Consider the following 14,368-nt stretch of genomic DNA (forward strand, 5'->3'; position numbering starts at 1 on the left):
CTACCGCTACTGTGTGTTTTAATATAGTTGATTTTTTTTGAAGAAAAAAGGCTGCATGAGCAGCCTTCCTTTTCTAGATTTTTTCTTGGACGAGGCTTTTCAGGTCATCATCACAAATATTTTTCTTTTCGTCGGCCAGAACCAAAAAGCGTTGATAGCAATCTGCTAGATCGTCTTTTTCAAGGTGAAATCCTAAGCGCTCTAAATGGTGTTTAAGTGCATGTCTTCCAGAACGGGCCGTTAAAATGATATCAGCTTCCAACAAACCAACATCTTCTGGTCTGATAATCTCATAGTTTTCGCGATGCTTTAAGAATCCATCCTGGTGGATGCCTGAGCTATGTGCAAAGGCATTGCGACCTACAATAGCTTTATTTGGCTGCACAGGCATGTTCATCATTTCACTTACCTTGCGGGATAAGTAGGTAAACATGCGGCTATCAATATTCGATGTTAAACTTCCAAATGCTTGCTTGTGTACCTTAAGGATCATGGCCACTTCTTCCAGCGACGTGTTACCAGCACGCTCACCGATACCGTTTATTGTACATTCTACCTGACGGGCACCATTTTGTATCGCAGCGACGGAATTTGCCGTTGCAAGTCCCAAGTCATTATGGCAATGAGCGGAAATGATCGCTTGATCAATATTGCGTACATGTTCTTTCAGATACTTGATTTTTGATCCATATTGGTCCGGTAAACAATAACCGTTTGTATCAGGAATATTAACGACAGTAGCTCCGGCAGCAATGACCGATTCCACCATTTTAGCTAGAAATTCTAAGTCTGCGCGACCAGCATCTTCTGCATAAAACTCGACATCCTCAACATAGGATTTAGCATGTTTTACAGCGGAAACAGCTCGTTCTAAAATTTCTTCTCGTGTGCTATTGAATTTATATTTGATATGCATGTCCGAAGAGCCTATACCCGTATGGATGCGCGGGCGTTTGGCGTATTTTAATGCTTCGGCAGCGACATCAATATCGTTTTTATTGGCACGGGTCAATGCACATATAATGACATCGTTCACGGCTTTAGACAATTCTACCACCGATTGAAAATCACCAGGGCTAGACACTGGGAAACCAGCTTCGATAATATCAACGCCAAGTTTTTCTAAGTCCTTTGCGATCTCAATTTTCTCTCGAGTAGTTAATTGGCATCCGGGTACCTGTTCGCCATCACGCAATGTGGTGTCGAAGATGTAAAGATGATTAGGATCGTGTAACATAATTTCTTAATTCAAAAGATTTATAAACTAAATATGTAAGAAGCAATGCATTTAAAGTGCCCGAGCAAAGGCTTGCGGCATCTGATTCCCAATACTCACTACTTCATTACTCATATCTCAATACTATTTAATAAACTCCAATACTTTTTGCCCCATTTCTTGGGTGCCTAAAATTTTTGAAGCTTCTGTGCTACTGTTTGCAATGTCACCGGTTCTCCAACCAGCTTTTAATGTTTCAGCTACAGCATGGGTAACCGTTTTAGCTTCTTCCTGTAGGCCAAAGCTAATATCAAGCATCAAGGCTGCAGATAATATTGACGCAAGTGGATTTGCTTTATTTTGACCAGCGATATCATGCGCAGAGCCATGTATAGGTTCGAAGAAGCCTGTGCCATCGCCTACGGAAGCGGAAGCCAACATACCCATGGATCCTGCAATTTGCGAAGCCTCGTCTGTTAGGATATCACCAAAAAGATTGGCGGTTAAAACAACATCAAACTTCTTTGGATTTTTAACCAATTGCATGGCGGCATTATCAATAAACATGTGCTCTGTTTCAACATCTGGATATTCTTTTGCGATTTCTTGTACAACTTCTCTCCAAAGACGTGAAGTTTCCAAAACATTAGCTTTATCAACAGAGCATAATCTTTTATTACGTGTGCGCGCTGCCTCGTAAGCTTTACGTGCGATACGCTCAACTTCGTAACGGTGGTAATTCATCAAATCTGACGCAAAGGTGTTGTCCTCATTGCGATTTTTCTCGCCAAAATATACATCGCCTGTTAATTCACGAAAGAAAAGGATATCTGTCCCTTGAAGAATTTCTGGCTTTAAGCTTGAAGCATCCAACAATTCATCAAATAATAATATCGGGCGAAGATTAGCATAAAGACCCAGCTCTTTACGTATCTTTAGTAAACCCTGTTCAGGTCTAACTTTAGCAGATGGGTCATTATCATACTTGATATGGCCAATGGCACCGAAAAGGATCGCATCAGAAGCTTTTGCTTTCGCTAATGTCTCGTCAGGTAGCGGATTGCCAGTAGCTTCAATCGCCGTATGGCCCATGATGGCTTCATCGAAGCTAAATTCATGACCATAATTTTCACCGATTTTTTCTAGAACTTTTTTACCCCAAGTGGTTACTTCTTGGCCGATGCCATCTCCAGGTATGATTAAAATATTTTTTTTCATTGTTTTATAACTATTGAGCTGTTAGTCTCTAAATGCTAACCGCTAACATCTATTTTCTATTCTAACTGGTCGTTTTCCACATTTCTTATGTGGAAAAAGCCTCTTTTTTGTGGATAACTCTGGTTATCGCTTTCACTTCTCCCTTTTCCAACACCATTTTCTTATCAATGCAAGTTGGTAGCTGAGCGTGGAAATGCCCTACATAGATGAGGGTTTGGCCGCTTTTACTCAGATCATCGATGACGTCGTTGAAATACTGTGTCTGCTCTTTGTCCAGCCCCTGACATGGTTCGTCCAAAATCAACAATTCAGGATGTTTCACGATCGTGCGGGCCAGTAGAACCAAACGTTGTTGGCCTAGGGGTAATGATCCCAATGTTTTATGTTTAACCTCTTTGAGGTCAAAAAAATGAAGAATTTGCTCCAGCTTCTGCTGTTGTTCAAATCCTAATCGTTGATAGAGGCTCATGGAATTAAAGAATCCCGAAGCGATGGTCTGTCCAACGTTGGCATTCATATCGTAGTACCAATGTAATTCTGGCGATATGATCCCCAAATGTTCTTTGATGTCCCAGATACTTTCTCCAGATCCTCTTTTTTTACCGAAAAGATAGATGTCATTGGCATAGGCCTGGGGATGATCTCCATTGATTAAACTAAGCAAAGTTGATTTTCCAGAGCCATTATGACCTTGCAGTAGCCACTTTTCACCAGCTTTTACCTCCCAGTCTATGTTTTTTAGAACTTGTTTTTCTCCATAAGAGATATTAATCTTGTTCATCTTTACCATGATCTGAGAAGAAACTTCTGGGGCTCGTTGCAGAAAATAAGGCAGTGCCTTTCTCGTTCGGCGTAACCCTCTGGATAGCTCTTCGCTACGTTGGCGAATAACGATCTTGCCCTCCTGAATTTCTGCGAAGCGATTGATGCAGCTGGGGTATTCCTCATCATTACTAATAAGCAACAACGACACACCTTTATTTGCCAACTGATCAAAAATGTGATTGAGGTCTTGCCGAGACTGTACGTCTAAACCTGTATAAGGTTGATCAATGATAAGTACCTCAGGCTGGAGCCATAGCGCCTTGATCAATTGTAGTCTTTTATGCTCCCCACTGGAGAGTTCGATCAACTGTTGATCTTTGAAATTTTCAAAACCAAAAATTGTCAGATAGTTGCGTACGTCGTCAAAAGAGAGTTGTTCCTCCTGTGCAAAATGTTTCAACTCTGCAAAAACAGTTAACGTATCGTTTTTCGCGAATTTGTTGTAGCGCTGTTGATAATAAAAGTTGCGGTCGCCTTCCAGATTGGTAAACTGAAACCAATTGGAAACATAGTGAATTTTTGAAGAAAGGGTATTGTTGGAGCCGAGGTTGAATTCGATTTTTCCTTCATATTTTATTTGACCGGCAATTGCTTTTGCAAGCGTCGTTTTTCCGGTACCACTCGGTCCTCCTAAGATCCATTGTTCACCCTTAAAAATTTGCCAATTTAAATCTTGCAATACGATATCTCTACCGTACTGAACAGTTAAATTGGCAATATGGACGACAGGATCTACCATTGTCTGTTTACTTCAAATGCTTTGATTAAATCTTTTTGGTTAAGGATAAAATCGATATCATCATATCCATTAATCAAGCATGATTTTTTGTATGGATTGATTTCAAATTCAAACTGATCGCCTGTTTCTTTCAACATAACTGTTTGTTTTTCCAGGTCGACGATAATTTCTGTATTAGGATTTTGATGTACTAATTCGAATATTTTCCCTAAAAACTCTTCTGGAACTTGAATGGGCAAAACCCCATTATTCAGCGCATTTCCTTTGAAGATATCTGCAAAGAATGAACTGATAACAACGTCAAAACCATAGTCTTGAATAGCCCAGGCAGCGTGTTCGCGACTAGAGCCACAGCCAAAGTTTTTCCCCGCAACCAATATTTTTCCCGAATAGGTCGGGTTGTTCAATACGAAATCCGTTTTGGGCTGATTGTCTGATTCATAGCGCCAATCACGGAATAAATTATCTCCAAATCCTTCGCGCGTTGTCGCTTTTAGAAAACGCGCTGGAATGATCTGATCGGTATCAATATTTTCAATAGGTAGTGGAACTACCCGTGAAGTTAAAGTTTCAAATTTTTTCATTTTTTCAAAGTCAAAATAAAAAACGGAGCTGAGTCTATTAGCCCTCCGTTTTTTATCTGTTTTATTTTTTGTCGAACGCTAATTGTTCAAAACCTTTTCTCTTTGCTTTTCATACTCCTCTTTGGTAATGAGCTTGTCATCGTACATCTTTTTTAGCTCTTGTAATTTAGCTGACAATGATGTGTCTGTTGACTCTTTTTTTGCTCCGCTACCTAGAGGTATCAATTCATACGTATGTTGCTCTTTATATTTCATGGTCCATAGAAATGGAACGAGTACAAATATCCCCCCGATGATAGCACCGACGTCAGCTTTTTCATTTCTAGAAAAACTGGTAATAAAAGGCTCATAACCTTCTTTTTCTATTTTCAAGTCAGTTGTGCTGCCAACGATTTTGGTGTCTTTATAAGAATACGGTGTTGTACCCGCATACTCTCCTTGAATATAAACTTTTGCCCCAACTGGATTTGATTGAATCAATGTTTTGCTCGCACAACTGGTAAAAAGTGTAGCCCCCGCTAAGATGATAGATGTGATTTTAGTAGTACTTTTCATTTTTGGATTAATATATTTTACGCTTTATTTTTTTTAGATCAACTCTCTCACATCTGTTACTTTACCTGTTACAGCCGCAGCGGCTGCTGTTAAAGGAGATACCAGCATGGTACGTGCATTAGGCCCTTGACGTCCTTCGAAGTTTCTATTTGAAGTCGAAACGCAATATTTGCCAGCAGGGATTTTATCTTCGTTCATCCCTAGACATGCCGAGCATCCTGGTTCGCGTAGCTGGAATCCCGCTGCCTCAAATATTCTATCCAAGCCTTCTTCTTTGGCTTGTTTTTCTACTTGTTTTGAGCCTGGTACAATCCATACTTCAACGTCCTGTGCTTTCTGCTTACCCTGTACGAATGAAGCAACTTCACGTAAGTCTTCGATACGGGAATTGGTACAACTTCCGATGAAGACGTAATCAACACGGTTGCCTAATACTGTTGAATCGTCTTTAAAGCCCATGTAGTCTAATGCTTTTTGATACGATGGTCTTTCTGATTCTGGCTGAGCAGTAGTTGCTGGAATATGTTCTGCAATTCCCATTCCCATCCCGGGGTTGGTACCGTAGGTAATCATGGGAGCGATGTCTTCCGCATCAAAAGTCAATACTTTATCGAAGATGGCATCTTCGTCGGAATATAATGTTTTCCAGTAGGCTAGCGCTTTATCCCATTCTTCTCCTTTCGGCGCAAATTCACGACCTTCCACATAATCAAATGTAATCTGATCAGGTGCAATTAACCCTCCGCGAGCCCCCATTTCAATGCTCATGTTACAGATGGTCATACGTGCCTCCATACTTAACGAACGGATCGCTGAACCAGCATATTCGATAAAGTAACCCGTACCGCCGGCAGCTGAAATTTTGGAGATGATATACAAGATGATATCTTTGGCTCCAACGCCTTTTTGAAGGGTACCATTAACTTCAATTTTCATTGTTTTGGGCTTCGACTGCAATAGACATTGGGTAGCGAAGACTTGTTCTACTTGAGAGGTTCCTATACCAAAAGCAATAGCTCCAAAAGCACCGTGAGTGGAGGTATGGCTATCGCCACACACCATTGTTTTACCCGGTAAGGTAATACCCAGCTCTGGACCGATAACGTGTACGATACCTTGGTAGGGATGTCCCAAACCGTATAATTCAATACCAAATTCAGCACAATTTTTGGTGAGCATATCAACCTGATAACGCGATAGTTCTTCTTTGATTGGTAAATGCTGATTAAGTGTCGGTACATTATGGTCGGCAGTAGCTACCGTTTGTTTTGGGCGAAAAACTGGGATTCCTCTTTTACGTAGGCCATCAAAAGCTTGAGGTGAAGTAACTTCATGAATTAAATGGGTATCGATATAAATAATATCTGGGAACCCTTCTTCACGCTTAACCACGTGAGCATCCCAAATCTTTTCTACTAAAGTTTTTGACATTTTTTATTCTCTCTTATGTTATTTTTATATTAGCCAAGGTGATATTGTAAATGTCTCAATATCACCTTGGTTTCAATATACTAAATTACGAAATTTTCATGATTTTGAAGCATGTATAATTCCGTATAAACTTTAAACAGTTTTGATCGCTTTCATTGCGGTCATTGCTTTACGCAATTTGCGTCCAACAATTTCCACGGGGTGGTCGCGTAAAATTTCATTGATAACAACCAATTGAGCATTGTCAACTGAACCATCTCGGCCTTCGTTAAAGTTTTTACCGACTAAATCAGTATCTACAGTTTTCATAAAGTCTGCCAACAACGGTTTACAAGCCTGATCGAATAGGTAACAACCGTATTCAGCTGTATCAGAGATGACGCGGTTCATTTCGAACAATTTCTTACGGGCGATTGTATTGGCGATTAATGGTGTTTCGTGCAATGATTCATAGTATGCTGATTCAGGTTTTATACCCGCTTCAACCATCGTTTCGAACGCCAATTCAACACCGGCACGGATGAAAGCAACCATCAATGTGTAGTTGTCGAAATACTCCTGTTCGTTGATCTTAACATCACCAGCAGGTGTTTTTTCGAATGCCGTTTCACCTGTTTCAGCGCGCCATTTCAATAAGTTTGCATCACCATTAGCCCAATCTTCCATCATGGTCTTGCTAAAGTGTCCTGACATGATATCGTCTTGATGTTTTTGAAACAATGGACGCATAATATCTTTCAATTCCTCAGAGATTTCAAAAGCTTTCACCTTTGCTGGGTTGCTTAGACGATCCATCATGCCGCTTACACCACCGTGCTTTAGGGCTTCTGTGATCACTTCTACGCCATATTGTACCAATTTAGAGGCGTAGCCTGCTTCAATTCCTTTTTCGATCATTTTATCGAAAGATAAGATCGAACCTGTTTGCAACAATCCGCAAAGAATCGTTTGCTCACCCATCAAATCTGATTTTACTTCAGCTACGAATGAAGATTTCAATACACCTGCTTTGTGACCACCTGTTCCTACACAATATGCTTTTGCTTCAGCCCAGCCTTTTCCTTGTGGGTCATTCTCCGGGTGAACAGCGATTAAGGTAGGTACACCAAAGCCACGAAGGTACTCTGCGCGAACCTCAGAACCTGGACATTTTGGCGCAACCATGATGACAGTAATATCTTTACGGATCTGCATGCCTTCTTCCACAATGTTGAAACCGTGTGAATACGATAATGTAGCGCCTTCTTTCATCAAAGGCATTACGGCGTTGATAACTGAAGTGTGTTGTTTATCTGGAGTCAAGTTGATGACTAAATCTGCAGTGGGAATCAATTCTTCGTAAGTTCCTACATTAAAATTGTTGTCCGTAGCATTTTTCCAAGAATCTCTTTTTTGTTCAATAGCTTCCTTACGTAAAGCATAAGAAACGTCCAATCCGCTATCTCTTAAGTTTAAACCTTGGTTCAAGCCTTGTGCGCCACATCCTACGATTACGATTTTTTTACCTTTTAAAGCATTTACGCCATCCGTGAATTCGGTGTTGTCCATGAATTCAGCGTGACTTAATTGTTCTAACTGCTCTCTAAGCGGTAAAGTGTTGAAATAATTTGCCATTGTTTTACTTTCTTTCTGTTATGGGTTGTTGATTATTTGTTTTAATTATTGTACTAATCTGCGTTGTGCCATTGCATAGCCGAAATGAACATTGTCATGTCCAGATGTCAGGGCAATAACTTCTTCAATGGTGTCCATTGGATAACCATAGGTTGCTGTTGAAAAGGAAGTGATTTCTCCAAAGACACCATTGTCATAATCGGCGGCAATTTGCTCAATACTACGGATGGCGATTTCTTTTAATTCATCGATCTCCGCTTGTTCAACAAAGCGGGTTGGTTTGGTATCTTTTTTATAATCTTCGTTATATTTTACCCAAGCCGTATCGGCTTTAATTCCTGTACGCACATAGATCAAGGTCTGGGTACTGACAACGATATGCGCAAAATTCCAGATGATATTGTTGTTAAATCCTACAGGAATTTTGTTAAGCTGTTCTATAGAAAGGCCTTCAATTAATTCAATGAATTTTTGACGTGACTTTAAGATAAATTTAAATGTTTCTTGCATGATATTTTTAATGCTTACATTGTAAATACATCATCTCTTTTGTCGAGATATTCGTTTTCTACAATTTCTTCAGAAGGCTCTCGGGCTTCAAACTGAACCAATTTGGAGTGGAAGCCAGCACTATCCTTGATGATGGCAATACGAGCTCCACGTACAAATTCGATCAAGCCATATTTTGTCAGCTCTTCGGTTAACTTATCAATCTCTTCGCGGTGACCGGCCGTTTCAAATACAATATAATCGTTGCGGATCACAACGACATTCGCACCGTATTGGCGTAACAACCGCTCGACGTAAACTTTTTCATTCACAACATCCGCAGGCACTTTATATAATGCCTGTTCTTGCCAGATCACTTCATCATTGGTGTTGTAATAGGCTTTGAGGATGTCAATTTGTTTTTCCAGCTGACGGCAAAGCTTACGCAGAACATCCTCCGCTTCTGTGATCACAATGGTAAAACGATGTATCCCTTCCACTTCAGAAGGGGAAGTGTTCAAACTTTCGATATTGATTTTTCTTCTCGAAAAAATCGTTGAAATCCGACCGATAAGACCGATAGAATTCTCTGTATATAGGGTGATGGTATATTCTTGTTTTTCCATGTTAAATTCTACTTTAAGCGTATCTCAGATACCGATGTTCCTTGCGCAACCATTGGGAATACATTATTTTCCTTACCGACCATCACTTCCAATAGATAAGCTCCGTCATGATCAATCATTGTTTTCAGGGCATTACGAAGATCTTTTCTTTCCGAAATCTTCTGACCGTCGATGTAATAGCCTTTCGCTACAGCAACAAAATCAGGACTCGTGATATTCACGAATGAATAGCGCCTGTCGTGGAATAATTGCTGCCATTGACGCACCATGCCCAGGAATTCATTGTTGAGAATCATAATTTTGACTTTTGCACCAAATTGCATGATCGTTCCCAACTCTTGGATGGTCATCTGTATACCACCGTCGCCGATGATGGCCACAACGGTTTTTTCTGGAGCGCCATACCAAGCACCGATAGCTGCTGGAAGTCCAAAACCCATGGTTCCCAAACCTCCTGAGGTTACATTTGATTTGCTGTTATTAAATTTAGCATAGCGACAAGTTACCATTTGATGTTGACCAACATCGGTTGTGATGATTGCATCACCTCCCGTCAATTCATTCAACACATTGATTACTTCACCCATCGTCATAATATCTGTTTGCGGATGAAGTTCATCCTGGATAACTTCCTTGATTTCTTCTTTTTCAAGTTCGCGGAATTGCGCTAACCAAGCAGAATGGTCTGTTGCATTTATCAATTCCGTCAGCATCGGGAGTGATTCTTTACAGTCGCCCCATACAGGTACGGTTGTCTGTACATTTTTGTCAATCTCGGCGGGGTCTATATCCAAATGGATTACTTTTGCCTGTTTGGCGTATTTATCCAAACGACCCGTTACGCGGTCGTCGAATCGCATACCGATAGCAATCAACACATCGCATTCATTGGTCATTACGTTTGGCGCATAGTTACCATGCATACCAAGCATGCCGACATGAAGTTTATGGTCTGTTGGTAGGGCACTCAAACCCATAACAGTGCTCGCAGATGGGATACCGGCCTTTTCGATAAATGTTTTAAATTCCTCCTCGGCTTTTCCTAAAATAATTCCTTGTCCCCAAAGAACAAATGGTTTCTTGGCATTGTTGATTAGGGCTGCCGCTTGTTCGACATATTCTTTTCGTACTTGTGGTGCAGGTCGGTAGCTGCGTACATGGTTGCACTTTTCGTAACCATAATAATCAAACAATTGCAATTGCGCGTTTTTCGTGATATCGATCAGTACCGGCCCGGGACGGCCAGTGCTGGCAATGTAAAATGCTTTTGCAAGTGCAGCTGGAATTTCAGTGGCGTCGGTAACTTGATAGTTCCACTTTGTAACCGGTGCCGTGATATTGATGACATCAGTTTCCTGAAATGCATCAGTTCCTAATAGTGAAGCGAAGACCTGACCTGTGACACAGACGATCGGGTTACTGTCAATCATGGCGTCAGCCAATCCAGTAACTAAGTTTGTTGCTCCAGGACCACTTGTCGCAAAGACGACACCGGTACGACCTGAAGATCTTGCATAACCTTGCGCCGCGTGGATTCCACCTTGTTCATGGCGCACTAAAATATGCTTCAGACGATCCGTATAATCATAAAGGGCATCATAGATGGGCATAATTGCGCCTCCAGGATAACCAAATACGGTATCAACTCCTTCGCTCAATAAGGCTTCCAGTACAGCTTTAGATCCCGAAATTTGTGTCGGAGTTTGTTGCGCTGCGGTAGCCTTATTTTCTGTTATTTCCAGTGTACTCATTACGTTGATTTTTTTTTGTTGATTATTCAGTCTTTTTAGTATTTAGCTATTCGATCAGGAGACGTTAGAGCTCAACGTCTCCATTTCTTGATTTCTATAGATCGGTTACACAACCTTCTGAGGCATCTGCAACTGTTTTAGCATATTTATATAATACGCCTTTGCTAACTTTCAATGCCGGTTGTACCCAAGCTGTGCGGCGTTGTGCGATCTCCTCATCCGAAAGGATGACATTGATGCTGTTATTGACCGCGTCAATCTCGATGATATCATCATCATGTACAAGGCCGATCAGCCCACCTTTGTAAGATTCCGGTGTGATATGCCCTACGACAAAACCATGCGTTCCACCAGAGAAGCGGCCATCAGTAATCAAAGCAACAGATTTACCCAAGCCCGCGCCGATAATCAATGAGGTCGGTTTGAGCATTTCAGGCATGCCTGGTGCCCCTACAGGACCTTCATTTTTGATTACGACAACATCGCCAGGCTTGATTCGTCCCGATGCAATACCTGCTACTAAATCATGTTCGCCGTCGAATACGCGTGCAGGGCCGGTGAATTTTTCACCTTCCTTACCGGAGATTTTTGCTACAGAACCTTTTTCAGCAAGATTTCCGTAAAGAATCTGTAAGTGTCCTGTGGCTTTAATAGGATCGCTTAATGGTTTGATAATCGGTTGATCATATTCCATGATTGATTTAACATCAGCCAAGTTTTCGGCAATGGTTTTTCCTGTTACAGTAATGCAGTCGCCGTGGAGTAAGCCTTGGTCTAAGAGATACTTCATGACAGCAGGAGTTCCACCATATTGTTGGAGATCTTGCATCAAGTATTTGCCGGATGGTTTAAAGTCGGCTAACACAGGCGTTTCATCGCTCATGCGTTGAAAGTCATCTTGGGTGATGTCTACGCCTATCGCTTTACCTATAGCAATAAAGTGAAGAACAGCATTCGTGCTTCCCCCCAAGATAACAATGGTGCGTAAAGCATTTTCAAATGCCTTGCGTGTCATGATATCAGAAGGCTTGATATCTTTCTCAAGTAGGGTACGGATGTGTTTACCTGCCTCGAGGCATTCATTTTTCTTCTCTTCCGATATTGCTGGATTGGAAGACGAGTAAGGCAAGCTCATGCCTAATGCTTCAATAGCAGAAGCCATGGTATTTGCTGTATACATCCCGCCACAGGCACCTGCACCGGGACAGGTATGTTTGATAATCCCTTCATAGTCTTCATCGGATAGATTTCCGCAGATGCGTTGTCCCAATGCTTCAAATGCAGATACAATGTTTAATTCTTCCCCTTTATAGTGGCCAGGAGCGATTGTTCCACCATATACCATTAAAGAAGGACGGTCCAGACGAGCCATTGCCATAATAGCGCCGGGCATGTTTTTATCACAGCCAGGAATAGAGATCAAGCCATCATAATATTGCCCACCGCAGATTGTTTCGATACTGTCAGCGATCACATCCCGGCTTACCAATGAATAACGCATGCCATCTGTACCATTACTCATCCCGTCGCTGACGCCAATGGTTCCGAAGGTCAGGCCTACTAAATTATTGTTCCAAACGCCCTTTTTGACGATTTGTGCCAAATCATTTAAGTGCATATTACACGTATTACCATCATATCCCATGCTGGCAATACCGACCTGTGCTTTGTCCATGTCGGCATCTGTAAGACCGATACCGTAAAGCATGGCTTTTGCAGCAGGTTGCGTTTCGTCTTGTGTAAATGTACGGCTGTATTTGTTCATTGCATTTTCGCCGTTAGATGATGACTTCATAATTTTCGTTCTCTAATACTAAATTTTTATAACGTCTTTGGATTGATGCCCCTATGCTATGTTCCCAAGCTTCTTGATAGATGACATCATCGACTTGTTTGATTCCGATGATTTCTGCGGCAGTCCCACATAAGAAGGCGCTGTCTGCGGTATAAATATCTTCAACAGTCAGTTGCTTTTCGATAACTTCGAAATTTAACTTTTTACAGATATTTTTCACCGTTTGGCGTGTAATGCCCGGGAAGATGTTCTTCGTGGGCGGTGTATAGATTTTGAAATCTTTTTCAATAAAAATGTTTTCACTGGATGCTTGGGCAACATAGCCTTCATGATCGAGCATTAAAGCTTCGTCATACCCTCTTTTGATGGCTTCCGTTGTGGCAAGAATAGAGTTAACATATTGCCCAGAGATTTTCGAGTCAATTTTAAACGATTTTGGATTAGGTCTTTTGATATCCGAAATACATACCCGTAATAAGTTTTGACCAAGATATGGCCCCCATTCCCAGGCTGCAATCATGATGGTTGCTTCGGTTGATGAGGTTAAGTGCATATTTGAACCGGTCAATACCAATGGACGTATATAGGCTTCTCTGAGGTTGTTGGTGGCCAGAAGCTCATAACAAATTTCGATCAGCTCTCTATTACTCCAACGATAAGGAATATTAACTCCTTCACATGATTTCTTCAAACGGTCGAAATGCTTATCAGCTTTAAAGATACGGGGGCCATTGTGGGTATTATATGCGCGTAATCCATCGAATACAGCATACCCATAATGCAGTGACTGCGCAAACGGATCCAACGCCGCTTCGGAAGCTTTTACAAAAGCTCCATTCAAATAGATCAATGTATTTTTATCGTAGTATTTCATAACCCTGAATTTACCTCAGTATAATAATTCCCTTCGTGGTGTTTTGGTGGTAAATCATGCGATCTCAAGTTTCTATAAAAACTTTCGATTTTCATTTCCTCAAGGTAGCAGGAATTACAATAATTGGCAATAGGCAAACTGCTAATTTTAAATTTAGAATAAAATTTTATATTAAATTCTTTTTGCAATTTTTTTTGATAAAATAGTAGGTTTTGTCAGTTTTATATTTTGTTAGTCGTATACCATATTTAATATCGGTCTACTGTTGTGAAAAATAATTTTTTGTGACAACGGTCAATTTTCTTCTTAAAATGATGAAAACGTCAAAAAAACTTTAAAAAAAAAGCTTCCGATAGAAATATCGGAAGCTTTTAAATTTTATAAAATCGATTTGATTTAATCTCCGATAATTCCTTCAGCAAGCACGGTAATGACATTGTCTTTTGCTTCGACAACACCACCTTTAATGAACACTTCTTGTTCACCTTTACCTTGTTGAATAATTACTTTTCCATCTTCCAAAGTAGAAACGATGGCAGCGTGGTCTTTCAAAATTTGGAAAGAGCCTGCAGAGCCAGGTACAGTAACAGCCGTTACTTCGCCTTCGAATGCTAATTTGTCAGGAGTGATAATTGTTAATTTCATTATTCT

Annotated in this window: 13 protein-coding genes; all 13 read right to left on the reverse strand. The window is 40.8% G+C overall.

All coding sequences use genetic code 11. The features are described from left to right. Window positions 1-73 precede the first annotated feature (73 nt). A complete protein-coding gene (locus B2W36_RS20550) occupies window positions 74-1,237 on the reverse strand; it encodes a 2-isopropylmalate synthase (protein WP_293883954.1) in 1,164 nt (387 codons plus the stop codon). Between the two features lie 123 nt (window positions 1,238-1,360). Next, on the reverse strand, window positions 1,361-2,434 hold the full coding sequence (gene leuB, locus B2W36_RS20555) for a 3-isopropylmalate dehydrogenase (RefSeq protein ID WP_293883953.1): 1,074 nt from the start codon (window positions 2,432-2,434) through the stop codon (window positions 1,361-1,363). 85 nt (window positions 2,435-2,519) lie between these two features. Beyond that, on the reverse strand, window positions 2,520-3,998 hold the full coding sequence (locus tag B2W36_RS20560; RefSeq protein ID WP_293889400.1) for an ATP-binding cassette domain-containing protein: 1,479 nt from the start codon (window positions 3,996-3,998) through the stop codon (window positions 2,520-2,522). Beyond that, window positions 3,992-4,582, reverse strand: a complete 591-nt coding sequence (leuD, locus tag B2W36_RS20565; RefSeq protein WP_209578164.1) for a 3-isopropylmalate dehydratase small subunit — start codon at window positions 4,580-4,582, stop codon at window positions 3,992-3,994. The genes B2W36_RS20560 and leuD overlap by 7 nt, the downstream gene beginning before the upstream one ends. A gap of 78 nt (window positions 4,583-4,660) precedes the next feature. Beyond that, window positions 4,661-5,137: a PEGA domain-containing protein gene (locus B2W36_RS20570; protein ID WP_293883949.1), complete on the reverse strand. Its 477-nt coding sequence runs from the start codon at window positions 5,135-5,137 to the stop codon at window positions 4,661-4,663. A gap of 33 nt (window positions 5,138-5,170) precedes the next feature. Continuing rightward, window positions 5,171-6,568: a 3-isopropylmalate dehydratase large subunit gene (leuC, locus tag B2W36_RS20575; protein WP_209578166.1), complete on the reverse strand. Its 1,398-nt coding sequence runs from the start codon at window positions 6,566-6,568 to the stop codon at window positions 5,171-5,173. Between the two features lie 132 nt (window positions 6,569-6,700). Next, on the reverse strand, window positions 6,701-8,182 hold the full coding sequence (ilvC, locus tag B2W36_RS20580) for a ketol-acid reductoisomerase (protein ID WP_209578167.1): 1,482 nt from the start codon (window positions 8,180-8,182) through the stop codon (window positions 6,701-6,703). Between the two features lie 45 nt (window positions 8,183-8,227). After that, window positions 8,228-8,692: a DinB family protein gene (locus B2W36_RS20585; RefSeq protein WP_293883946.1), complete on the reverse strand. Its 465-nt coding sequence runs from the start codon at window positions 8,690-8,692 to the stop codon at window positions 8,228-8,230. Window positions 8,693-8,706: 14 nt separating this feature from the next. Then, window positions 8,707-9,297 (reverse strand): acetolactate synthase small subunit, encoded by a 591-nt coding sequence (ilvN, locus tag B2W36_RS20590; RefSeq protein ID WP_209578168.1) that lies wholly within the window; start codon window positions 9,295-9,297, stop codon window positions 8,707-8,709. 8 nt (window positions 9,298-9,305) lie between these two features. Further along, window positions 9,306-11,048 (reverse strand): biosynthetic-type acetolactate synthase large subunit, encoded by a 1,743-nt coding sequence (gene ilvB, locus B2W36_RS20595; protein ID WP_293883944.1) that lies wholly within the window; start codon window positions 11,046-11,048, stop codon window positions 9,306-9,308. Between the two features lie 94 nt (window positions 11,049-11,142). Further along, window positions 11,143-12,843, reverse strand: a complete 1,701-nt coding sequence (gene ilvD, locus B2W36_RS20600; RefSeq protein ID WP_293889401.1) for a dihydroxy-acid dehydratase — start codon at window positions 12,841-12,843, stop codon at window positions 11,143-11,145. Beyond that, complete coding sequence (locus B2W36_RS20605; RefSeq protein WP_293883940.1) at window positions 12,827-13,717, reverse strand: branched-chain amino acid transaminase; 891 nt, start codon at window positions 13,715-13,717, stop codon at window positions 12,827-12,829. Before B2W36_RS20605 ends, ilvD begins: the two co-directional genes overlap by 17 nt. Before the next feature lie 396 nt (window positions 13,718-14,113). Beyond that, window positions 14,114-14,362: an ATP synthase F1 subunit epsilon gene (gene atpC / locus B2W36_RS20610; protein ID WP_209578172.1), complete on the reverse strand. Its 249-nt coding sequence runs from the start codon at window positions 14,360-14,362 to the stop codon at window positions 14,114-14,116. Window positions 14,363-14,368 lie beyond the last annotated feature (6 nt).

Origin of the sequence: Sphingobacterium sp. UBA3549, assembly GCF_002376635.1 — a bacterium.
Classification (GTDB): domain Bacteria; phylum Bacteroidota; class Bacteroidia; order Sphingobacteriales; family Sphingobacteriaceae; genus Sphingobacterium.